We start from the raw sequence: 20,921 nt of genomic DNA on the forward strand, positions 1-20,921 counted from the left end.
TGATCGATTACTCGATGACCAAGGGCGGCATTCACGCCTTCACGCGGGCACTCTCCGGCAACCTCATCGGCAGGGGCATCCGCGTCAACGCTGTGGCGCCGGGCCCGGTGTGGACGCCGCTCAACCCATCCGAGAAGGAGGCCGGGGACGTCGCGCGGTTCGGCGCCAAGACGCCGATGAAGCGGCCCGCCCAGCCGGAGGAGATCGCGCCGGCCTATGTGTTCCTGGCCTCGCCGCAATGCTCGAGCTACATCACCGGCGAGATCCTGCCGATCATCGGGGGTTACTGAACCCATGAGGAGGATCCAATGCAGAAATCGCTTCTTGGCTTCGCCCCACTTCCTGGCTTCGGCCCACATCTTGGCTTCGTCCCGCTTCTTGGCTTCCTCATTGTCCTGCAGTCGGAATGAGCGCAGCGGCGCAGGCCGGCAACCAGCCGGAGAATCCGCGGATCGAGGACTAGAAGGCCGGATTGGCATGACTTGAAACTTTTGGGAGCAGGCGAGTTACCGCTGTGTAGCCCGGACACGGAACTACCTCCCAAAATTGCCGTCGGGGCGGATTTTTGCTGCCTGGGACACGAGCCGACAAGCCTCCCGCTATGTCCGCGGCCCCGAAGCGCGGAACCATCGGGCCTGCGCCGAATTGACCTCAGCGGGCCGTTAGCCGGCCCTGGTGGCAAAGAGAACATGGTTTGGTTTCTCCGGCTTCACACCTGGCCAAACGCAGTCAGCTCTGTCCCACCCGGCCGCTCAGTTCGGGCGAGGCGCATGATCAAGAACGCAGACTCCAGCAAGGCCGGCCCTGAGCCGCGCAAGGGAATGCCGAGCCCACGTCTCGGGGAAAACGATTTCAAGCAACGTTATCTGAGGCAGTTCTACGATCCGGCCTTCCGGCCGGAGGCGCATGCCATCGACAGACTGGCCGAGATCGCATGGCAGGCGTACAGCGAAGAGCGCAAGGCTCCGGTGACCAGAAAGGCAGGGGCGGGTTTTCACGATCCCGGCTACGACCTCTCGCTCGAATGGATCGCGGCGCATGAGGCGGTCGTGGCGGCACAGGGCCGTTACGAGGACAAGGCCGCGCCGTCGCGCATCCTCATCGTCAACGGCTCGTCGCGCAGCGAGCACACCTGTCCGGGCGAGATGTCGAAAAGCTTCCGCCTGGTCGAGCTGGCGCGCGCGGCAATTGCGCCAAGGCCGGGCTTCTCGGTCGAGGTGCTGGACCTCGCACGGCTCGCCTCCGAGTACGGCCGCAGGGTCTTTCCCTGCAAAGCCTGCTTCTCGACGGCGGCCGCGCTCTGCCACTGGCCCTGTTCCTGCTACCCCAATCATTCGCTAGGCCAGGTGAACGACTGGATGAACGAGATCTATCCGCTCTGGGTCGAGGCGCATGGCGTGATGATCGTCACCCCGGTCAACTGGTACCAGACCTCATCGCCGGTGAAGCTGATGATGGACCGGCTTGTCTGCGCCGACGGCGGCAATCCCGATCCTTCGCTGACCCAGGGCAAGGACGCCGCGCTCGCCAAGCAGGTCGAGCTTGCCGGCTGGCACTATCCGCGCCATCTCGCCGGCCGCCTGTTCTCCGTCATCGTGCATGGCGATACGGAAGGTGCGGGCACAGTGCGCCACAGCCTCGCCGACTGGCTGCGCTCGATGAAGCTCGATCCGGTGGGCGAGACTGCCGAGCTCGAGCGTTACATCGGCTATTGGAAACCCTATGCGACGAGCCATGACGAGCTCGACGCCGATCGCGCCGTGCAGGCCGAAGTCCGCAATGCCGCGCTGGCGCTTGCGGAGGCGGTCGAAAAACGCCGGACCGGGTCGTTCCCGACGATCGGCACAGGGCTCGAGGATCCGCGCCCGAAATAGCTGAGGGTGGAACACATGCGGCGCTGGTTTAAGGAGGCGTGGATTCTGCTGAAGCAGAGCGCCACCGGCTACCTCGACGACAATGCGCTCAGCCATGGCGCGGCGATGGCGTTCTACGCAACGACCTCACTGGCGCCCATCCTTCTGATTGTCGTGGCGATCGCCGGCATCGTCATCGGCAACGACGCCGCCCAGCTCGCGCTCTCGGCCGAGTTCGCGGGCGTGATGGGGCCGCAGAGCGCCGACCTGCTCAAGGCGACGATCGAGACCGCCGCGCATCGCGGCTCCAGCACACTGGCCACCTTCATCGGACTGGCGGCGTTGCTCATCACCGCTTCGGGCGTCTTCGGCGAGATGCAGCAATCGCTGAACGAGATCTGGAAGGTCAAGCCGGACGGCATGTCGCTCTCGCGCCTGGTGCGGGCGAGGGCGGCGAGCCTCGGCCTGGTGGCCGCGCTCGGCTTTCTGCTTCTGGTGTCGCTCGCCGCAAGCACGGCGATCTCGGCGCTGAGCGAACTCATCAATCGGCACCTGCCGTTCGGCGAGCTGATCGTCAGCGCCGTCAATACCGTCGTCTCTTTCGTGCTGATCGCGCTGCTCTTCGCCGCGATCTACAAGGTCCTGCCGGATCGCACGCTGAAATGGCGCGACGTCGCCGTTGGTTCGGTGGTCACTGCGCTGCTGTTTACCATCGGCAAGTCGCTGATCGGCTGGTACATCGGCACAAGCGCGATCGCCACTTCCTACGGCGCCGCCGGTGCGCTGATGGTCGTGCTGGTCTATTACTCGACCCAGATCTTCCTCTTCGGCGCCGAAATCACCCGCGCCTATTCGGTGCGGAGCGGCAGCCGGCAGGACCTTGCGCCGGTGGTGGCGGCGGCCGCCAGTAATACGGAGAGATCAGCCGGTTCATTCAAGCCAGGCGTTTCGGATGGCGAGGTCGCCATATGGATCGTCGCCAGCAGTCTGATCACCATGCTTGTCTCGGAATTCTGGCAGCGCAGGCGCTGAGCAACCCTGTCCCAGCAGCTTAACTTGAGGCCATCGTACTTAACGTGGAACTAATACACTGCTTTGAAGTTTCGCTTTCCAGCGGCACCGCCTTTAGAGGCCGGGGCCGGCGATATCCGATCAGTTCGCGCTCCTGCCAGGCAGGGCGCGAAGCGTTGACATATGACAACAAATAAATCGGTCCACCTCATTCTTAATTTCAATCAATAAAACCTCTGGAACGAAAGCCAGTGCCGGGAATTGGTATTTCGTCTCAGAAATATAGGAGGCTGCAATGGGACGCGGTATATTGCTTTGGCTGCTCGGAGTTCCAATTCCGATCATCATCCTGCTCTTGTTGTTCGCACGGTAGGAGCCTCACATGAACTCCGCAGTTACAGAGGTGGAAGTTTCCGGCAAAAAGGAATCTTCGTTATCCGCCGTGAGCTGGGGCCCGATCATCGCGGGTGCTTTCGCGGCATCGACCCTGACAGTGGTCCTGATGTTGGTCGGCTCCGGACTTGGACTGACCATGGTTTCACCCTGGACCGGCGCAAGCGCATCGGCGGTTACTTTCGCCGTTTCGGCCGCGGTTTGGCTGGTCGTAGTGCAGTGGCTGTCGGCCGGATTGGGTGGCTATCTCACCGGCCGCCTGCGGGCAAAATGGGTCGGCATTCATGACGATGAAGTCACCTTCCGCGACACCGCGCACGGGTTCCTTGCCTGGGCACTGGCAACGCTGCTCGTCGCAGGTGTTTTTGGCTCCGCCTTGTCAGCGACGATCGGCGCCGGCGTGCAGGCCGCGTCCAACGTTGCGTCGGGTGCGGCGGCGGGTGCTACGTCTGCGGCCGCGAGTGCAGCGACCGGTCCAACCGACAACAGCAGCGTGGGTTATTTCGTCGACACGCTGTTCCGTCCGGCTGATGCCGCCGCCGCGGCGACGGCCGGGCAGAACGACGCCGCCGCCACCGCCCAGGCATCGCGCATCCTGGTGGCGAGCGCCGCCAGGGGCGGAGTCTCGGCCGACGATAAGGCCTATCTTGCGAAACTGGTCGCATCCCGCACCGGGCTTTCGGAGGCCGATGCCGCCAAGCGCGTAGATACCGTGCTCGCGGCCGTCGACGATGCCAAGAACAAGGCGAAGGCGGCCGTGGATACAGCCAGGAAGGCAAGTGCCACTTTCGCGCTGGTCGGCGCTCTGTCGATGATCGTGGGCGCTTTCATCGCCAGTGTCGCGGCAGCGCTTGGTGGCAAGCAACGCGACGAAGACGAGGCACTGTTTGTTCGCGGCTGACAGCCTCACTCGTAATCTTACCGCCCCTGAGCGGTTTGGTTTGATTGAAAAACCGAACCGCTCACCTTGTTCCAGCCAGCGCTCGAGCTGGCGGACGGCGTCTCCGCTCAACGCCTTTCCTTGGCTTTGACGCAGCGAGCGCGGAGTTCGTCGACCTCGGCTTCCGTGAGAATGCTCGATACCGATGAAGTCGTTCTTGGCATGGCCCGAACGGATCAACTCGTCGAGCTTGGCCTGGACGGCGCCGTCGCGGTTCTGCGTTTTCTGGATCGGGAACAGCATCAGGGAGGTGATGATCGTGGTGCCGGTGTTGATGACGAGTTGCCAGGTGTCTGAGTAGTGGAATGAGCGACGAGCCAGCAGACTTCAAGAAGGCTTCCGTGCTTGGGTCACGCGCAATGTCACTTTCCAGCGCGCTGGCAAAGTTGGTGCCGTTGGCGTGAAACCACAGGGCCGGCAAGGTCAACATCGACCGCGCGAGATCGACCGCAACTGCGGCTGCTGGTGAGCCGCGGACCCGACCGGTCATCAGTCAATCCAGGGCCCCTCGCATCTGCTTCGGGCTTCCAGAGAGATCACCGGAGGCCGAGGAAGCTCAGTATGGCTATTATGATGACTATTGCTCCTACGAGCCAGATAAGATTGTTCATGGTCGCTCTCCCTATGTTGAGCAACGCCCGCGCCACACCGGCGCGAGCGCATTTCGACCTCACTGCTTGACAATGATGCGCTGCTTGTCGCGGTTCTGAGCGTAGGTGCCCTTGTCGTAGGCCGTTTGTGCCTCCAACTGGTCCTTGGTGAAATTCGTGTAGAGATAGCGGTTGCCGTTTTTGTCGGTCATGAACTTGAGGTTCTCCATACCGACGGCGACCTTCTTTTCGCCAATGCCGAGAAAACCGCCGACGTCCACGATGATGGCATCGACCTTCTTGTCGCCGGTCAGGATGACGTCGCCGATTTCGCCGACCTTCGCATCGTCCGCGCCATAGACATTGGTGCCGATCAGATTTGCCGCGCTGATCTTGTCGGACGGCATCGCGGTTAACGTTGATTTGTCGATGGAGGCCGTCGCAGTTTGGTCCGTCTTGGCAGCAGCCGTTTGATTGGCTGTACTGGTGGCGGGTTGGGTGTTGGCGGTATCATAGGCCTTGGTGTCGAAGTTAGGCTGAGCCTGAAGCTCTTCCTTCGTGGTTTTGGCGACGAGCCAGCGCTCACCTTTCTTGTCGACCCATTCGATCTTGCTGAAATCATAGGCGACATTCTTCTCGCCGACACCGAGGAATCCCCCGACCCCGATGACGATCAATTTGGCTTTGCCGTCCTTGTCGAGGACAATGTCATTGACGTCCCCGATCTTCGCCGCGTCATCTGCCGTGCTGTCATAGACAGCCGCGCCCATAATCTTGGACACGAGGCTTCCATCGGTCACGGGCGCGACGACCGCGGCTTGGGAAGCGGGCTTGGTCTTGTCCTCGGCGTAAGCCTGGGCGGTGCAGAGCGCAGTCGACAACAGCGCAGTGGCCGCCGCGGTCACCAATATTTTCCGGATCATCGTAGATTTCCTTATGAGCTGCCTGGTTGATGGACTGCCGTTGTTTTGCCGGCGTCACTTTCGAGCAACGGCAACGATTGCCTTACGTTCCGCACCTGGGCCCACGGTCCCAGTCGGAATAGACCGAAGTCCCAGCGGGACGCTCAGGTGGCCCGTCGGAGCGGCCTTGAGCGCACTGCCTTTGCCTGGCAAGCGATCCTGCACGCCATGTCAAAATCAGCGCTTTTTCGTGGGTGGACATCGCCAACAGGGATGCTGGTTAAGGCTCTGCTTTAAGCCAAACGAGGTGCCGCGCCGAATCCGGAGATGGGTGCTTGTATCATTTTAATACAATCCACAATTTGTAGACTCCGGCGATGCATCGGCAGCTAGTGACTCCGTCCAGGCTAAAGGAGGGAGATGCCCGAGGACCGGGAGGAAAACGATGTCTGTCCAAGAAAAAGACTATCGAACGAACAGAGCCGACTATGCGATTGCCTCAATGAAAGACCGATCGGCAGCTGATGACGATCGAAATGCGACACTGGAAATGAGAGAGAAATCTCTGTGGCTAACAGATTGGCGAATCGCCAGATTGGCCGCAAATCCGTGTGAAAGTTTGCCGCGACCGAGGGTCAAACCCCGGTGGCGGCCTTGAGCCGCTAGTCCTGTTCTTGCCGACCTATGAAATGCAAACTTCGGGCCATCGCGGCCGGCCGCGGGGCACTCGCGCAGTATAGGATTTTTTGACCAGATCCCAGGGAAGGCAAGCATGGTCCGGCCCGAAACGCCGCACTAGCAGCGACGTGAAGCGCGGTGTACCGTTCGCAGGTAAGGCAGTCTGCCGCCAAGGCCTATGTCGGCCTGCTGCTTCTTGCCAAGCGTGTTTTCCGTGTGTGGAAACTTGATTGTTATGGCGGTCCTAAATGGGTCGCCACACCGGGAAGATCATTCCTGACCGCCATTGCCAAGAGAGAATTGGGCCGGTGAACTAGGCCCGTTGTCGTCATCGCCAAGATGGGACAACGGGCCTCGCTATTCGGTTCGCTTCTCAACTCGGTGACACAGGACCGCAAACCGAGCTACCCCATGGCGATACGCAGCAATCAAGTTAACGCGCCTTGAACTTAGCAAGCCCGTCGCCACTATGGGGCAAAGGGCGACGGGGCTTACCGTTGTTACGGAGTAGAGCGGCCACACCCAGAAAGAGAGAAAGAGGAGTGCGGTCGCGTGCTGCCACAACCCGCTGCTTATCCGATTGTTCCATTAGAGATGACAAATATTAGCATCGCTGGACGACGTCGCCGCTCGCGCCAGAATTTTAGCAATGGCAAGGGGCTCAAGATCGCCGAGAGGGAGCTATCACCGCGACCGTGCGGCGCCTGATGGACGTGTGAGGGGTTCCGATCCCGTCGTACGGCTGCAGGGGTGGAATCGCGGCGAGATATGCGGTCGCTGCGCCGGCCGATTGCCGCCGACAACATGACCAGAAGGAGAACGCCGAGGCCGATCTGGCGATTGCGCGGGCGATGATGCGCGCCGGGAGACACTTATAGCTCAGTTGCCCTCCCGCCGGCAAAACTCGCTAGTCAGGCGCCCTCGAAAAATGAGAGGCGAAATATGCTGCTCAGTTAGCGGTCTTAGGCTCGGGCTGTGGAGGCGGCGTGTTCGGGCCGGGGCAATCAGACAATTGCTCACACGGAGGGACCGATCGCCAACGTCGCCATAGTGTTCCACGAGTTTTGCGAATCCGCAGGCGATTGCGGAAAGAAGCGCCAGGAGCCCGCCAGCCCTGAATAATTAAAACGAATGCCAAATCGGCCATGCTCAGCCTTTTAAGGTCGTGACGGATTTCCCAGAGAGGACGTTAGGACATGTTCCCGTCCCGAATGGACCAGACTGAACCTGCTAACGGCGGCGCCGCATGTCCGGCGCTACCGCGCAGTTAGTGAACTGCAGGTTCCGGTCGTCGCGGCCGGCGGCGCGGCACTCATGGCAATAGATGATTTTGACCATGTCCCAATGCAGGCATGGCTGATCAGGGCCGAACCGCTTCACCAACTCGGCGACGTCAAGCGCAGCCTTCCGTTTGCAGGTGAGGCAATCGACCGAAAGGCCCGTGCCGGCCTCCAGCTTCTTGCCGAGCGTGTCTTCGGTGAATGGAAATTTCATCGTCATGGCGATCCTCGTGGGGTCGCCGCACCGGGAGGATTATATTCCTGATCGCCGATCGCTTGCCAAGGGGTCAATCGGATTCTTCGACGTCTCTGGGGCCAGTAATCGCAGCCTGAATCGCCTCATAGGCACTGCCGATTTCCTCTTCAATCTCATCTTTGGAAATACCTGCGGCCTTCGCATCGGCGAACAGCTTGGTCGTCAGCTCCGCTACAGAAATGATGTCCGCACCTACGCTGCCGCGCAGCACGTTATCGGTGATCCACTTTCCAAAGAACTCTGCCCCGCGTTCGCTCATAATCGATGCCGCTCTTTGAGGAAGTGGGCCTCCCGAAGCAGGGAGTTCCAGTCGGTTCCGACCAGTTGGACCAGCTCGCGGGCTTGCTCTTCGGAGATGCTGGCCTCCTTAGCCAATCTTGTCGCCAGCAAATCAAGAACAGCCTGATCGCTTTCCGCCAGATTACCTCCGCGGTGCTGCATCGCCTCGAAGATCACCTCAAAAACGCTGTCCACCTCCTCGTTGATCTCATCGGCAGGAATGCCTTCTTGATGGGCCGCCTTTATCATCTCGACTGCTAAATCGCTCACCGCCGCCGGGTCATCGGTCATTGCGTTCGGGATGTGTTCTGCCATCCATCGGTCAACGAAATTGATGCCGCGCGTGCTCATCTGCGGATAAGCACCTTCGCCCCCTTATGTTCCCGGCTTCTCAGCTCGACCAATGCCGCCAGCTACACCACATCCCGGAATCCTAATGCATGTCGCCCAGAAGTGTACGCGGTTTTGGGACAACGACATGCATCAAAACAAGGACTTAATGCGCCTTTCAGAGCGACGCGCTTTAGTACATCGCCTATCGGCTGGCCTCCGTACGGGGCGCAAAGAAACAGCGGATATGTCTTCGCTCTCTACGACGCGGTTCTTTGGGATGAAGTATCGGGGCCTGGACCCGGCGCGTACATTGAAACCGCCACTTGGCAGGGGCTCGATATAGTGACCAACGTGGAGCCAGATCCGTTCTGTTATGGCCTAGGGCCGCAATGCGACTGAAGTCGGAGATCTAACGCATTGGTCTTGCGGCGAAACAAATAGCCCCCTGTTTGATTGAGGGCGGAACCGACGGAAATCAGTCCCTTCTCGTCGGTTGGATGATGCCGGCCATTTCCTGCGAGGTGGCCGGCATCAATGAAAATACAAACGGTGAGGCAGGGCAGTGCCAATATCCAACGAATTGCTCGACGTCGCCATGAAGTTCGAGTGTCCAGCGTGCGGGCATCCGATTGTCAAGAACGGCCGCTGGTTCAAGACGATAAGCACCTTCAGTTGTGCCGCGTGCGAGACCAAGCTTCACCTAGGTACGCCGACAAGCTGGCTCTTTTTGAAAAGCACAAGCAACCGGAAGAAATATGCAGCTTGGCGAAATCATCGCGAACGTCATCGCCGCCCTTCTCTTAATGTGCTCTCTGGCAGTCGCGTTCTTCGTGGTCGGCAAACCGCTATGGCCGGAGCGCGAAGCAAAGATGGTGGTCCTCTTGCCGCCGGATGCAATGACTACGGGATCGATCAAGGTCTCACCCACATTTGCCGGACGTCGTCGATGCCGGACTGGTGCAGCCGAGGCCGGAGCCGGACTAGCCTCGAAGGCGCTTCAGATGTGCGGTATGCTCCAGTTGCGCCGCTTGAAGCTCTTGCAGAAAGATTTGGGTTTCGTCTTTCGGCCGGCCATTCTAACGATCAGCGCCCGCCGGCGAGTAATGCGCTCAGCGCCCTCTCGTACATCGCTCTGCCATTCCAGGGGTATTCGGGGCTCGACATTGCGGCGGATCATAGCCGGCGTCAGCCGTCCCGGCCCGTCAGCTTCTCCGTGGCTAGAGCTACCCGCTCAAGCTCCTCCGAGAGCTGGTCGGCGTCTTCAATGCCTCGCCTGAAAAGGCTCATCACCTTGATGGCAATCTGTTCGCGGTCGTATTCGTGTCGGCACTCGACGGGATGCCTCGTGCAGTAGTCGTTCAAAGCTTTCGTCAGAATGTCGAGTTGGGCGGAATCCGCTATTCCGTATGGCAACATTGCTTGCCTCCCTCTTCGGGCAAAAGGACACTGGTGGCAGCTCCAAGCGTCCGCGCCTCTACTGGATGCGGACGACTTGAGAAGCCTACGCCTGAAATGTGACCACTGGGAGTAGGACTGTAGTCCGAAGCGCTCGCGTCGGATCAGATCGGTGCGTTCCGTCGCACAAATACCCGGTCGCCATGTGGGTGTGCTGTTTAGCTCAGCGTCCTCGCGAGGTTTGTAAACTGCAGTTGTCGATCGTTCCGGCCAGCCTTGCGACATCCTCAGCAACACATGACGTTGACGAGGTCATATTGCATGCAGGACTGGTTGGGGCCGAGCCGCCGCACCAGTTCAGCTACGTCCAAGATCGCGGACTCCTTTCAATTGAGGCAATAGACAGAAAGGCCCGTGCCGGCGTCTGGTTTCTTGCCGCGTTATTCTCGGTAAAGTGAGGATGCAGGGTCAGGCCGTTCCAAGACGAGGTCGGACGCGCCGAGGTCGAAGGGCTGTCTGGGGTGGCAAGAGCCCGCTCGGAGGGATCGGAACGGGCTCCAGGCCTCCCAACATTGGCGCGAACTGGTCGCGCCGGGCATAGTCCAATATGGTAACCGCTCGAAAGTTCCATTAGCACACGCTTAACGAAAGCGCCGGCCGCATATCGATTGCCAGTGGTGACGGCAAAAATTACGAACGGTGAATACCGACACCCTACGGCTTGTGGGGCGGTATGTGGTGCCCCCGCGCAAGGCCGTCGGTGGGCAAGGCTGGCTGATAGCCGGAACATTTTAGGGACCTTGAATGTTCCAGGCCCTATGGACAGCCAAGACTTACTCTCCGCAGAACAAGTAAGAGCCGCACGAGTTCTGTTGAACTGGTCGCGAGTGCGACTCGCTGCCAAGTCCAATCTTAGCGAAGCGACGATCGTCGAATTTGAAAACGGGATTAGGATGGAGGGAGCGGGAATTATCTTCACCGCAGAAGGGAGCCCATCTCTTGGGCGCTCTGAGGGTCAGAATAGCGCGGTCGCCACCGACAACAGAGACTGGCGCCGCCGGCAGAGGCAAAACGCGCGCGGTGGCAACACTGCTTGACTAGGGTCTACTGCTCCCAAAAGTCCTTCAATGAGGCGTGGCGAAGCTTCTCTTCGCCCTTCAGGAACTTCACGCGGCCCAGCAGGCCGGGTGTGAGCCATTCGGCCTTCTCCTTCGCCAAGCCCTTCGGTGCCGGGGCGCCAGCCTTGCCCTGCGCGAGATCCCATAGAGCCTGCCGCTTGTCGGCTTTGAAGGTGACGAATGCGCCGCCCATATATCGACCCTTGTCCGCCATCAGCACCATGGCCGGCTTCCCGGTCTCACGTTTCACGCCGATGATTTCCATTTCCTTTTCGATGAAGCATTTGACCTTACGCCAGTTCATGGTCGCGCCGCTGCGGTAGACGCTGTTCACCCGCTTAGAGACGATGCCTTCCAAGCCCGCTTCGCAGGCTAAATGGTAGACGGCGTCGCCGGCGCCCGGCAGGGCCTCGCTGAATTGAACATGGCCGGCGGCAGGGATCAGGGCTTGGAGGACTTCGCGCCGATCCTTCAGCGCCATATCGCGCAGATCGTGGCCGTTGAGGTGAAGAAGATCGAACGCGACTAGATAGAGGTCTTGCGGCCGTCTGGTGATGGCCGACCGCAGCGCGTGGAAGGCGGACAGTCCGGCCTCATTGGTGACGATCACTTCACCCTCGATGATGAAGCTTTCCGCATCGAATGCACTGGCCTCCTCAGCAAGCGGCCGATATTTCATCGTCCAGTCTACGCCGGTCTTTGTGTAGAGCCGGATGCCGTCGGCATCCTTGACCATTTGGGTGCGGTAGCCGTCGAATTTGATCTCGTGGCTCCATTCGTCGCCCCTGGGCGGCTGTTCAACCAGCTCGGGCTCCATCGGACGAATGAAGGACAGCCGGGCGCCGCCAGCAGGCTTACGCATTGGGAACCCCACGCAACTCGAATTTGAATCAATATCGCAGATCCATAAGCGTTCCATTAGCTATTCCTAAAAAGCGAGAAGGGAACGTTCCGCCTCGTTCGCTGTTCCTTCTAACCAGGAGGAGCAACCATGACGGACGACGACAAGACCAAGCGAGATTTTCGCGACCGCGACCGCGTCGCAGGTGACGAGGAATACGAGGTAGGGTATCTCGCCAGTAAGTTCGGTCTCACAATTCCCGAGGTCCGGGAACTCATCAAGAAGCACGGCAAGGACCGGGAGACGCTGGAGCGCGAAGCCAAGGCGCTGGGCGCACGGTGACAAAGCATTTTGACCTGGGCCCATTGATCATTGACAAGCGCAATGGCGGCCCGTTCGAGAATGAAGCCGACTACTTTTACTCGTGTCCGATCTGCGGGCAGGCGGTCGATATGCGGGATCTCAGGCAAGTGATATGGCACGATAGGCCCGTGCACGATCGGTTAGAAATTGACACCCGCCGTCATTAGGTATCGCTTCGACGATACCGGAAACGGTTGCGGATGTGACTGTTGAAGTATCGGCCCTTGGCGAAGGCTGATCGCAACGCGGCAAAGGTCTCTGGCGGGACGTCCTCAAACTCATAGAGTCTGTCGGTGGCCACGAACCAGACCGAGAGTATCCGACTGTCCGGATCGTACTCTATCTTGCGTATCAGGGTCGACGGCATGACAATAAACCATGCAGGCAGCCGACGTGTTCCTATTCGCTAGATCAGTATGCCGCCCGACCTGCCAGCAGAGATCGATAGCAATTTGGTTTTCCATCGAGCGCGTGCGAAGTGCGTTGCGCGTCGATAATTCCTGCGGGCGTGTTTTGGTTTGACTGCGCAATCCGAAGCTGTCATTGCCGCCACATGTTTCACGCGATGCGTCGATCTTCGGGGGGATCGAGCGCCGAAATTGGTTTGCAAGCCGACAAAGCCGGCCGATTCACCCTCCGTGGATGTTCAGGAGGCATTGCTGGTGAGGTTGGATCAGGCTGCGCCCTTCTTGGAAAATTCATCCCTGGCCGCGTTGGTTTCATCACTGTTGGCTCTAACAGTTCCGACGCCGAGCTTCCGCAGATCGGAAGGACCATGGCTGATGGCCGGACTGCCATGAAGCCCCTTCTCGAAGCAGGGTAGGTTGTCAGCGAAGTCAAGCCAGGGGAGCATCTCGCCGACCATGATATGTGCCTGCGGCTTCACCAGCATCAGATCTTCCAGCGTGCAGGCAAAGATCGAGAACTCCCGGTCATTTTCGTAGGAGATCGGCGAGCCGCATCGCCCGCAATGCGTGCGCTCGACACCGCGCGATGACTTGTAGATCACCGGCGTTCCTCGGGCATAGCGGAAGTCATTCCTATCGATACTGAAAAATGTCGCAAAAGCACTCGAGCCGTGTCGCCGACAACTTTCGCAGTGGCAATGCACCACGTCGAACATCGGCCCGATGATTTCGTAGCGGATGTCCCCGCACATGCACCGGCCCCTAATCGTCGAAGTGTGCTCCATGCTTAGTGCTTCGGTTTTGGAATGTTCAGAACTCATGACTAGACCCTCTTGGCCACACGTGCTCGTCAACCCTTCGTAGGTGCGAACGAGGCGCTGCCGAGCGCCGTTTACGAAATCTATTTCCATCTCTGACCATGTCCGCTTTCCTTTCAGAAAATCAACTGGGCGGCCGCTGGACAATTAGACGGAAATACCCGGCTGGTGCGGACATTGAGGATGAATAGCTAATTGATTCCTTGATCGGAGCCTGCCGCCCGAACGCCCAGCTCTGTAGCCCGGCTGCCTAGCGCTTCCGCTTTTTCCGCAACCTGAACCCCGCCGCCGCCTCGCGCATTATCCGTAGCGCCTCTTCGGGGGTGAGGCCGCACTTGCGGGCAAAATAAATGGCCTCTCTAGCCTCGGCTCGAGAGGCCACGGCAATGGCGGACAAAGCCTGTCTCGATTTCTTCTTGGCCATCGATTCACAAAAATCCCTGGCTTTCGACGCAGCCCGGCTTGAGGGGCTGCGGCTCGCCTATCAGGGCGGACGCTACCAGCCTTGGCGGCTCGCCCATTCGTCGATGTCACGGCGGACGCGGTCCTTCTCGATGCCGTAGCGTTCCTGGATTATGCCTTCCAGCTGGTCGCGCTTGCCGGCGATCCGGTCGAGGTCGTCGTCGGTGAGCTTGCCCCACTGTTCCTTGACCTTGCCTTTGACCTGCTTCCAGTTTCCTTCGACGCGGTTCCAATCCATGGTGCCACCTCCTTCATTTGCTTGGAAGCTAACGGCGGCACTGCCCCGAGGTTCCTAACATGGCGAGGGAACATTTAGACGTCGCTAATGTTGTTGCTGCAGTATGGCGCGCGCAGTTCCCCCGCATTCCTCTGTGAAGGGCGCGCCGAAGGACGGGTGGCCAGAACCCGATCCAGCCCGCCTCGGATTTCTCCCCCGGGGCGGGCTTCCAAATTGAGAGATCGAGAGAGATCATCCTTTGTGAGACGGCGGAATGTTTGGCATCGGGCGCAATGGCCAGGACTTGGCGCGAGGCTGCAACAAAGTCTGCCGGCGGTCATTGAGCCTTGAATTTGTGGGTTAGCAATGCGGTGCTTCTCTTCTCCGATCTATGTGAGGACCGACCGGCCGGGCTTACGCCATGGGGTCAATCACGTAAAAGAAGCCGCCGAGCAACTCCGCAAATGGTCAAAACGTGGTCCTCGGTGGCACAAGGCAATGACCCTTTGCCAGTCTGCTTTGGAGGGCGATCCGATCGACTCGCAGATAGTACGAAAAGCTTTTGAGGCTGCGGCCAAGGAGGCCGACATGTTGTTCCCGTCCGACTAGGGCCCTGCCCAGCTCGAGGTCTTTGTCGGAAATAATCCAGGAACCAATTTTTCAGCGTCTTCAACCGCTGCCGATTAGGTATCCCTGATCAGCAAGCGTCTTGCACCGCATTGGGGTCCGCCTGCTGCGAAGCACTATCCCGGACTCCTAATCGGTTGTCCGCAACGTCCACAGCCGTATTACGCGTGGGCTGTTTTAGCCCTTTTTGTAGCCGGCGGTGACCTCGTCCTTGTGCGCGGCGAAGGCTTCCAGCACCTCGGTCTTTTCGGCCTTCGGAACCTTGAAGTGATCGAGCGTCCGCCCGAGCTCCGCCGCGACCTCGTCGAATTCCGCAGGTGAGATCTCCAGGTTCCGGTGGGCCTCCTCGAGGCCGAGCGGCGTCGCCCCCGGCCTCGTGGCCACGAACTTGAGGGGGCCACCGGAAACATCGCACACCCAGAGCGTGCGCATGAATTTGAGGCCAGGAAGCCGTTCAAGGCTCTTGGTGTGCCATCTGCGCAGTTGCGGATTCTTGGACTTCTTGCCGACGATGGGGTTCCTCACGACGGCGTCGCTGAAGTGATCCACCACCGCGGCGATGGCGAACACGCCGCCCAGCCGATCATAGAGGCTCTTCTCGGGCGTGGTTTGCCTGGTCTGCGCCAGCGCATTGCCGGCGGGCAATAGGGACGTTGAAGCGGCCGCCGCTAGCACTGCGACGACGCTTTGTCTTGAAAGAGAGGTTGAAACATCCGTTTTCATCTCTGGTTCCTCCGCCAGGCCAGAACGAGCCGCTCTGGCGGCTTCGCGTGATTTGGAGACATATTCACTTTGCCTTAAATGGCGTCGTATGAGGAACTAACGAGACCCCGCCCGAAATATTCCTACCGGCGCCAGGATATGTCAGCGGGCGAACGCCGAGAGCTGGCTCGCTCTCGGGACCCCCGCATAGCGCGTGTAGCAGGCCAAGGCTGTTAGGCGGCAGTGTCCGGCTCCGACGCCGGTTCCGACGTCTAATGGGTGAAGCCTGGGCATCACCGGCATGGTGAGATTCCTCCGCGGCGAGCACAAGTTGCGCCATGCGACCATGCAGGACTTTCACGACCGCGATTAGGCGACAAACCCAGTTCGTAAAATTGGAACCAATCCCGGCTGTCGCGCTTATTAGAGCATCGTCGTGTATCCGCTCTTTAGGTCCGGCGTGAAGGTACTAAGCCCGTCGTCATTTATCACTCCGGCGACGGGCTTTTCGTACGACTTCAGTCCGGCGCGAATTGACTCGGACCCAACATCTTTCAGGTGTATCATATTCCGGTCGTCCGTACCGGATAGAGGCAAGCGGACGCTTGAAAGAGTAGACCACGCTTTCGCCCTGACCCGAGGGAGGGAAAGCGTCATGCCTTTTACAAAATGTAGCAGCGGCGTGTTCTTGCCGGACGACCTGGAACTTCTCCAGAGGGTATTCGATCGGCTATGCCAGGAGCGTCGTCTTCGCCTTAAAGACGGGGAACAAAGGGAACACCTCGCCTGCGAGGTCATCGAAGGTTTCCAGAACGGCTTTGCCGGCGAAACAGAATTGTGGCAATCGCTTTCAATAGCACCGAATAGTGCGGCGTAAAGCTGAGACGGGCGTGATTGGCCCCGACAAGTTATCGGCGGAACTTGAAAGAGTAGGCTAGGAACAGGCAACTCTAGCCATACTGGGCGGCTCGACCGGCAAATCTGTGTCAACCTCGGATAACCTGGCCGGGCTGCTCGTGGTCCCTACAAAAAAACGCGAGAATCTGCTTACCATCTAAACTGCTATGCCAAGCAGTGAAACCCTCTTGGAAATGGCAGAGCGCGACGTCTGCGAAGGCGAAGAGCGCATCGAGCGGCAGCGAAAGCTTATCGACAAGCTGGCTGACGACGGTCACCCTACGGACGAGGCGCTAACCTCCTGCAGGAGCTTCAAAAGGCGCAACCAGAACACATCACCCAGCTAGAGCGGCTGCGGAAATCCGCGGGTGGCTGGAAAAGCCAAAGCATCAAGCGCCTCGGAGCCGCCTTGCTGCCAAATACATCAGCGCAGACGCTGCACGGATCCGGTTCCATCCGGCGGCTTGCGCTTGATCAAGCAGATCGTCAAGACGGGAAGCCAAAGCGTCTTGGCAATCGTTGTCATAGCGGCCGGCGTGGACCTCGCCGGAAGGTGCTCTAATCGCCGGTTCCTTTGCTATCAGTGGAGCTCGTGAAAATTTGGAATTGAGGCGGTCGGGTGAGGCGGCGTAGCCGCCGCCTCGTTTTGATGTCAAACATGTGTCGGTCGACCTTTTCCCACGGCGAGACGGATTGCTCCATCCTCGATCAGGATGTCCTTCTTGCGCGCGAATGCCACGAAAACACCTCTTGCCGTTTCGGGCTCGATGTCTCCGATCAACGCGGCTTTGCAAGCACGGATGGCGGCTCTTTGCTCGGGACTGTTGCCGCACCAATCGAGTGCAAACTGGTAGGCGTCGACAACAGTATTCAATTGGCTCGCGAAGCCCAATCCGACCCAAACGCGGATGGGCGTCTTAAAGGGCTTGGAAAGCATCGCGAATCTCCTTCTCCGCGATAACGTCAGGCGGCCAGCCCACCGCCATGACCGCTCTTCCCGGTCATCCAGGGCAATGGAGCGGTCACCTCCTCGAGGATTCTGGCTGATTTCGCAAACCCGCAAAAAGCGCTCCGCGCCGCCGTCAGCGGATAGCCGCTGTCGAATGCTCTTTGGCATGCACGAAGGGCAGTTTGATAAATTGGACCGCGTTTATGCTTCGGCCACTCGTAGAGAAATTCCAAGGCGTCTTCGAGGCAGGCGATTTCCTGGACCAGGCTGTTGCCACTCTTCACGAAAACAGGGCTGTCGAAGATCCGATCGTTCATTGTTTCCTCCAAGCGAACGAACAATTAAGTTTCGGGATAGGCAGAGACCGACAGCGGTCGGCGCCCGCGGTCGATATGGGTTTGTCGATTTTGACCGTCAAGAGGGCCTGCGGAACCGCTTGGCAGCAGCTGGAACGCAGTGCGCAATCCTTCATTTCAGCCGCTTGATGCGACCTGGAACCGAGCCCAGCAGGTGCACGTTTTTGTATACGGTCGCTACGTCGACCAAGGGAGGTATTCCGATGAACATCAAAATGCTCAGTATGGGCGCCATCGCGCTCGCAATGATGAGTGGTGCTGCGTTGGCGGGTTCCGCCACAGGCACGTCTGCACTCGACGATCCGGCCAAGATGTCGCCCTTCTTCACCGATGCCGGCATGAAAACATTGAAGTCGGAAGCAGATTTCAAAACCGCATGGAAGGCAATGAAACCCGATGAACAAACAGCGGTGTTGAAAGACTGCGGCGATACCACGCTTAACAAGGCGCACGCAGATTTCTGCGCCATGGCAAAGAAGATGGGCGGCTAACTCAGTCTCCAAGCCATGCAAGATGAAGGCGGACTTATGGTCCGCCTTTTTCTTGCCGGGAGCGCGGTTTTGACTTGCCGGTTCCGCGCCCGGTTGGGTGACCGCCAGGCCTTGCTGGCTCAAGCAGCAAGTCGGCTCCGTGGGGTTTCGGAATTACGTGTCTGTTCGTTGCTCACGGTTCGGCCTCGAAATACTCATGTTCAGGACTGTTGCGTCGTCCGGACACAGCCCAGCATAACGCAACGGCATGCGATCTTTGGGGGGTTGCTTTCGGCCCATTTTGTCGGCCGCGATCATCTTCAATTCCTGAAGGAATACGATGTCGGCTTACTCCCGCCCCGGAAAGTCGATTGTCTGCAGCGGAAGCACAGCGGGGCGTTCAAAACAGCCCCATCCGGGCCGAAATGTGATCCGTGGCAAGAGCAGTCCCAGCACTGCTCTGTCGAGTTCCAGGCGACTTCGCACCCCGCGTGCGTACAGCCGGCCGAATGCAGGTGGACGTTACCCGCCATGTCGCGGCAGGCGGCGATTTTGTGTATTCCATCTCTCAAAATACCGCCTTGACCGTCGGAGAGTTCATCGAGCGACTTCAACTCGCCGGGCAGCAGATATCCGGCAAGATTTGCCACCACCGGGGCGTTTTCTCGAACATAGTTGACAGCGCCGGAAGGTGTTTTGCGCGAAGGTTCATAGACCTCGCTCCAGGGATTAGGTTCGCCCAGTATCAGATCCTTCAAAAGAAGTCCGGCAAGCGCGCCATGCGTGATGCCTTGTCCGGAGTCGCCAGTGACGACATAGACCGATGTGCTGCCGGGGTTGAGACCGATGAAGGCGCAATAATCAATCGTGTCGAGAACTTGTCCGGACCATCGCGTTACCTCTTTACCCAAAGTTGGCACTAGCGAGCGTATCCATGCCTCGATCGCTTCGAACCGGATGTCGCCGTCATCAGCTTCGCCTGATTTGTGGTCAGCGCCACCTACAATGAGATAGTCCACCGAGCCGGGGCCTGGGTTTATCCGGACGTAGTGATAGGGATCGCCAGTGTCCCAGAAGAGCGCATCTGGAAGATCGCCATGAGGCAGAGTGAAGGCCATGGCGTACGTTCGGTATGGCGACATCTTTGTGTGCAAGCGAAAACGATTGTTGATCGGCGAATTGGTGGCAACGACGGCGTGTGATGCCGCGATCGATCCGCCGTTCTCAGTGGAGACGCGCACCCCGCCTTCCGCTAGTTCCTCAAGCGCCACCACGGTGCTGTTGGCAAAGATAAGACCGCCCCTCTCGCGTATAGCCGCGGCAAGTCCTCGAAGATACCGCAGCGGGTGGAAGGTTGCCTGGTTCGGATAACGAAGAACGGGCGCCTTTTCGAAGCCTTTGAGCGGCACACCGGTCACGAGTTTAGCAGCTGCCCCTATCTTTCGCGCGGCATCGAACTCCTCCTGGCGCTGATTGAGGGCGTTTTTCGGCCGAATACCCATCGCGGGAAACAGGAAGGCATCCAGCCGGCGGAAATTACAATCGATGCCCAGCTCGCCGACGATCTCCTCAAGACGGGCGACCGCCGCTTCCTGGCTCTGCTGGAAAAGTCGAGCCATCTCTTCACCGCGAATATTGATTAGTGCACCCAGCCCGTCGTCGCAAATCGGCGCGAGATGGCTGTCGTTCGCGACGTCATGCCGGCGGCAATGGGGCCGCGATCAATCACGACAACGGTCTCGCGCATGGCGGTCAGTTCGTAGGCCACGGACAGTCCTGCAATTCCGGATCCGATGACTATCGTGTCGCAACTCTGCGTCCCCGAGAAAATTGGAGCGGCGGGATCAACTTCCACCTTCGTCCAGAGAGACCGGGTATGTTCGCCGTGCGCGTTCATGCTCTAACTCTCGGTCCCCCGATACTCAGCGAGCAGCTTTCTGATTGACTTTCCGCTGGGCGATCGTGGTTAGCTTCTTGTCGGCCGCTTTTTCTTCAGTGAGGGTTGTAGCCAAAAGCTTCGCGACCGCGTCTTTGCCGGTCTCTTCAGCCCAGGCGATGAGCGTTCCATATCGGGCAATCTCATAGTGCTCGACGGCTTGTGCTGCGGTGATGAGCGCGGCATCGAGCACCTTCTTCTCAGCAACTTCTCCTGCGATCTCCTTCGCCTCCTTGATGATGCCGTCGATCGCTGGGCAAGCGGTCCCTTTCGGCGATTCCCCAATCAGCTCGAAAGCTTGTTCGAGGCGTTGAACCTGTCTCTCGGTCTCTTCGAGATGGCTCTTGAAAGCCGCAGTCAAGTCGCGGTTTGTCGCTTTCTCGACCATATTGGGCAGCGCTTTCAGGATCTGCTCCTCAGCATAGTAGATGTCCTGCAGCACATGTAGGAACAGATCATCCATCGTCTTGATGTCTTTCGTGAAAAGTCCCGTCGAGGCGCTCCTGACAAGCTCCAGAACAACGCGGGGCAATAGCGCCTGTTCCAAATGGGCTTGGGTCGCGATCGGCGCCTCGTCCTAAATCAGTGGGTAAGGTCCACCAATCGGGCGAATGACGCTGCGAATGTTTTCGCAACACATTGAGAGGGGGTCGCACTGACGACCCTGCGTTCTTTTTTTGCCGTTGGCGAACCGTTTCCGGGAACAATGCTGCTGTGTGTCAGTTTTTGCCTGGTCATTTGGTGCATGCGCCGATCTGGCCTCGGCGAAGTTGCATCCACGTGCTCAGAATAACAGGCGAGATAAATGGCGAAGAGGCGGAAAGGGACACGACCGAAGACTTCTGATC

At 59.1% G+C, this 20,921-nt stretch carries 21 protein-coding genes and 2 pseudogenes; 8 read left to right on the plus strand and 15 right to left on the minus strand.

Features of this window, described 5'->3' with window-relative positions; genetic code table 11:
* From EN874_RS30760 to EN874_RS30775, 4 genes are all read left to right on the plus strand, one after another.
* The coding region (locus EN874_RS30760; protein WP_135882255.1) for an SDR family oxidoreductase at nucleotides 1-290 on the plus strand (290 nt) is incomplete at its 5' end.
* A 480-nt stretch (nucleotides 291-770) separates the two neighbouring features.
* A complete protein-coding gene (locus EN874_RS30765) occupies nucleotides 771-1,874 on the plus strand; it encodes a flavodoxin family protein (protein WP_127428644.1) in 1,104 nt (367 codons plus the stop codon).
* Nucleotides 1,875-1,889: 15 nt separating this feature from the next.
* Nucleotides 1,890-2,885: a YihY/virulence factor BrkB family protein gene (locus EN874_RS30770; protein ID WP_127428645.1), complete on the plus strand. Its 996-nt coding sequence runs from the start codon at nucleotides 1,890-1,892 to the stop codon at nucleotides 2,883-2,885.
* Between the two features lie 361 nt (nucleotides 2,886-3,246).
* Nucleotides 3,247-4,158, plus strand: coding sequence for a hypothetical protein (locus EN874_RS30775; RefSeq protein ID WP_127428646.1), 912 nt, complete (start codon nucleotides 3,247-3,249; stop codon nucleotides 4,156-4,158).
* Between the two features lie 107 nt (nucleotides 4,159-4,265).
* Here the strand turns inward: EN874_RS30775 and EN874_RS30780 are convergent.
* The 6 genes and pseudogenes from EN874_RS30780 to EN874_RS30820 form a co-directional block, all read right to left on the minus strand.
* A pseudogene (locus EN874_RS30780) lies at nucleotides 4,266-4,503 on the minus strand (low affinity iron permease family protein); the annotation flags it as partial.
* A 364-nt stretch (nucleotides 4,504-4,867) separates the two neighbouring features.
* The gene (locus tag EN874_RS30785; RefSeq protein WP_127428647.1) at nucleotides 4,868-5,710 is read right to left on the minus strand and encodes a PRC-barrel domain-containing protein; all 843 of its coding nucleotides are present in this window, start codon (nucleotides 5,708-5,710) and stop codon (nucleotides 4,868-4,870) included.
* A 1,887-nt stretch (nucleotides 5,711-7,597) separates the two neighbouring features.
* Complete coding sequence (locus EN874_RS30795; RefSeq protein WP_127428649.1) at nucleotides 7,598-7,867, minus strand: hypothetical protein; 270 nt, start codon at nucleotides 7,865-7,867, stop codon at nucleotides 7,598-7,600.
* Between the two features lie 67 nt (nucleotides 7,868-7,934).
* A complete protein-coding gene (locus tag EN874_RS30800) occupies nucleotides 7,935-8,162 on the minus strand; it encodes a DUF768 domain-containing protein (RefSeq protein ID WP_127428650.1) in 228 nt (75 codons plus the stop codon).
* Nucleotides 8,159-8,533, minus strand: coding sequence for a DUF768 domain-containing protein (locus EN874_RS30805; protein ID WP_127428651.1), 375 nt, complete (start codon nucleotides 8,531-8,533; stop codon nucleotides 8,159-8,161). Before EN874_RS30805 ends, EN874_RS30800 begins: the two co-directional genes overlap by 4 nt.
* 1,167 nt (nucleotides 8,534-9,700) lie before the next feature.
* Nucleotides 9,701-9,931, minus strand: coding sequence for a hypothetical protein (locus tag EN874_RS30820; protein ID WP_127428653.1), 231 nt, complete (start codon nucleotides 9,929-9,931; stop codon nucleotides 9,701-9,703).
* Between the two features lie 797 nt (nucleotides 9,932-10,728).
* Between EN874_RS30820 and EN874_RS34975 the strand changes: the two genes are divergently transcribed.
* Nucleotides 10,729-11,007: a helix-turn-helix transcriptional regulator gene (locus EN874_RS34975; RefSeq protein WP_127428654.1), complete on the plus strand. Its 279-nt coding sequence runs from the start codon at nucleotides 10,729-10,731 to the stop codon at nucleotides 11,005-11,007.
* Nucleotides 11,008-11,014: 7 nt separating this feature from the next.
* On the opposite strand, the gene EN874_RS30830 is transcribed toward EN874_RS34975, so the two are convergent.
* Entirely contained in the window at nucleotides 11,015-11,890 is an 876-nt protein-coding gene (locus tag EN874_RS30830; RefSeq protein ID WP_127428702.1) for an RNA ligase family protein, read from the minus strand.
* Between the two features lie 129 nt (nucleotides 11,891-12,019).
* Here EN874_RS30830 and EN874_RS30835 point away from each other — a divergent pair, with 129 nt between their 5' ends.
* Nucleotides 12,020-12,211: a DUF3606 domain-containing protein gene (locus tag EN874_RS30835; RefSeq protein ID WP_127428655.1), complete on the plus strand. Its 192-nt coding sequence runs from the start codon at nucleotides 12,020-12,022 to the stop codon at nucleotides 12,209-12,211.
* Between the two features lie 184 nt (nucleotides 12,212-12,395).
* Here EN874_RS30835 and EN874_RS30845 read toward each other — a convergent pair whose 3' ends face one another.
* The 3 genes from EN874_RS30845 to EN874_RS30855 all read right to left on the minus strand — a co-directional run bounded on the left by EN874_RS30845 (nucleotide 12,396) and on the right by EN874_RS30855 (nucleotide 14,157).
* Entirely contained in the window at nucleotides 12,396-12,599 is a 204-nt protein-coding gene (locus tag EN874_RS30845; RefSeq protein WP_127428657.1) for a KTSC domain-containing protein, read from the minus strand.
* Nucleotides 12,600-12,905: 306 nt separating this feature from the next.
* Nucleotides 12,906-13,391, minus strand: coding sequence for a GFA family protein (locus tag EN874_RS30850; protein WP_168247675.1), 486 nt, complete (start codon nucleotides 13,389-13,391; stop codon nucleotides 12,906-12,908).
* Between the two features lie 562 nt (nucleotides 13,392-13,953).
* Nucleotides 13,954-14,157, minus strand: a complete 204-nt coding sequence (locus tag EN874_RS30855) for a CsbD family protein (protein ID WP_127428659.1) — start codon at nucleotides 14,155-14,157, stop codon at nucleotides 13,954-13,956.
* Between the two features lie 345 nt (nucleotides 14,158-14,502).
* Here EN874_RS30855 and EN874_RS30860 point away from each other — a divergent pair, with 345 nt between their 5' ends.
* A complete protein-coding gene (locus tag EN874_RS30860) occupies nucleotides 14,503-14,745 on the plus strand; it encodes a DUF982 domain-containing protein (protein WP_127428660.1) in 243 nt (80 codons plus the stop codon).
* Nucleotides 14,746-14,940: 195 nt separating this feature from the next.
* On the opposite strand, the gene EN874_RS30865 is transcribed toward EN874_RS30860, so the two are convergent.
* The 3 genes from EN874_RS30865 to EN874_RS30885 all read right to left on the minus strand — a co-directional run bounded on the left by EN874_RS30865 (nucleotide 14,941) and on the right by EN874_RS30885 (nucleotide 17,628).
* Nucleotides 14,941-15,486 (minus strand): group 1 truncated hemoglobin, encoded by a 546-nt coding sequence (locus EN874_RS30865; protein WP_127428661.1) that lies wholly within the window; start codon nucleotides 15,484-15,486, stop codon nucleotides 14,941-14,943.
* A 1,528-nt stretch (nucleotides 15,487-17,014) separates the two neighbouring features.
* Nucleotides 17,015-17,299, minus strand: a complete 285-nt coding sequence (locus EN874_RS30880; RefSeq protein WP_127428664.1) for a DUF982 domain-containing protein — start codon at nucleotides 17,297-17,299, stop codon at nucleotides 17,015-17,017.
* 26 nt (nucleotides 17,300-17,325) lie between these two features.
* Entirely contained in the window at nucleotides 17,326-17,628 is a 303-nt protein-coding gene (locus EN874_RS30885) for a DUF982 domain-containing protein (protein WP_127428665.1), read from the minus strand.
* 242 nt (nucleotides 17,629-17,870) lie between these two features.
* Here EN874_RS30885 and EN874_RS30890 point away from each other — a divergent pair, with 242 nt between their 5' ends.
* Nucleotides 17,871-18,158, plus strand: a complete 288-nt coding sequence (locus EN874_RS30890) for a hypothetical protein (protein WP_127428666.1) — start codon at nucleotides 17,871-17,873, stop codon at nucleotides 18,156-18,158.
* 299 nt (nucleotides 18,159-18,457) lie between these two features.
* Here the strand turns inward: EN874_RS30890 and EN874_RS30895 are convergent.
* Together EN874_RS30895 and EN874_RS30900 are read right to left on the minus strand one after the other, a co-directional pair.
* Nucleotides 18,458-20,034: pseudogene (locus tag EN874_RS30895) on the minus strand (FAD-dependent oxidoreductase).
* 25 nt (nucleotides 20,035-20,059) lie between these two features.
* Nucleotides 20,060-20,536, minus strand: coding sequence for a ferritin-like domain-containing protein (locus EN874_RS30900; protein ID WP_127428667.1), 477 nt, complete (start codon nucleotides 20,534-20,536; stop codon nucleotides 20,060-20,062).
* Nucleotides 20,537-20,921 lie beyond the last annotated feature (385 nt).

This window comes from Mesorhizobium sp. M1D.F.Ca.ET.231.01.1.1 (genome assembly GCF_003999155.2).
Taxonomy (GTDB): Bacteria; Pseudomonadota; Alphaproteobacteria; order Rhizobiales; family Rhizobiaceae; genus Mesorhizobium.

What these genes read in the sequence shown, in the direction of transcription:
- EN874_RS30765 (WP_127428644.1), top strand. Translation starts at nt 771, where the DNA reads ATGATCAAGAACGCAGACTCCAGCAAGGCCGGCCCTGAGCCGCGCAAG.
- EN874_RS30770 (WP_127428645.1), top strand. Translation starts at nt 1,890, where the DNA reads ATGCGGCGCTGGTTTAAGGAGGCGTGGATTCTGCTGAAGCAGAGCGCC.
- EN874_RS30775 (WP_127428646.1), top strand. Translation starts at nt 3,247, where the DNA reads ATGAACTCCGCAGTTACAGAGGTGGAAGTTTCCGGCAAAAAGGAATCT.
- EN874_RS30785 (WP_127428647.1), bottom strand. Translation starts at nt 5,710, where the DNA reads ATGATCCGGAAAATATTGGTGACCGCGGCGGCCACTGCGCTGTTGTCG.
- EN874_RS30795 (WP_127428649.1), bottom strand. Translation starts at nt 7,867, where the DNA reads ATGACGATGAAATTTCCATTCACCGAAGACACGCTCGGCAAGAAGCTG.
- EN874_RS30800 (WP_127428650.1), bottom strand. Translation starts at nt 8,162, where the DNA reads ATGAGCGAACGCGGGGCAGAGTTCTTTGGAAAGTGGATCACCGATAAC.
- EN874_RS30805 (WP_127428651.1), bottom strand. Translation starts at nt 8,533, where the DNA reads ATGAGCACGCGCGGCATCAATTTCGTTGACCGATGGATGGCAGAACAC.
- EN874_RS30820 (WP_127428653.1), bottom strand. Translation starts at nt 9,931, where the DNA reads ATGTTGCCATACGGAATAGCGGATTCCGCCCAACTCGACATTCTGACG.
- EN874_RS34975 (WP_127428654.1), top strand. Translation starts at nt 10,729, where the DNA reads ATGGACAGCCAAGACTTACTCTCCGCAGAACAAGTAAGAGCCGCACGA.
- EN874_RS30830 (WP_127428702.1), bottom strand. Translation starts at nt 11,890, where the DNA reads ATGCGTAAGCCTGCTGGCGGCGCCCGGCTGTCCTTCATTCGTCCGATG.
- EN874_RS30835 (WP_127428655.1), top strand. Translation starts at nt 12,020, where the DNA reads ATGACGGACGACGACAAGACCAAGCGAGATTTTCGCGACCGCGACCGC.
- EN874_RS30845 (WP_127428657.1), bottom strand. Translation starts at nt 12,599, where the DNA reads ATGCCGTCGACCCTGATACGCAAGATAGAGTACGATCCGGACAGTCGG.
- EN874_RS30850 (WP_168247675.1), bottom strand. Translation starts at nt 13,391, where the DNA reads ATGTGCGGGGACATCCGCTACGAAATCATCGGGCCGATGTTCGACGTG.
- EN874_RS30855 (WP_127428659.1), bottom strand. Translation starts at nt 14,157, where the DNA reads ATGGATTGGAACCGCGTCGAAGGAAACTGGAAGCAGGTCAAAGGCAAG.
- EN874_RS30860 (WP_127428660.1), top strand. Translation starts at nt 14,503, where the DNA reads ATGCGGTGCTTCTCTTCTCCGATCTATGTGAGGACCGACCGGCCGGGC.
- EN874_RS30865 (WP_127428661.1), bottom strand. Translation starts at nt 15,486, where the DNA reads ATGAAAACGGATGTTTCAACCTCTCTTTCAAGACAAAGCGTCGTCGCA.
- EN874_RS30880 (WP_127428664.1), bottom strand. Translation starts at nt 17,299, where the DNA reads ATGCTTTCCAAGCCCTTTAAGACGCCCATCCGCGTTTGGGTCGGATTG.
- EN874_RS30885 (WP_127428665.1), bottom strand. Translation starts at nt 17,628, where the DNA reads ATGAACGATCGGATCTTCGACAGCCCTGTTTTCGTGAAGAGTGGCAAC.
- EN874_RS30890 (WP_127428666.1), top strand. Translation starts at nt 17,871, where the DNA reads ATGAACATCAAAATGCTCAGTATGGGCGCCATCGCGCTCGCAATGATG.
- EN874_RS30900 (WP_127428667.1), bottom strand. Translation starts at nt 20,536, where the DNA reads ATGGATGATCTGTTCCTACATGTGCTGCAGGACATCTACTATGCTGAG.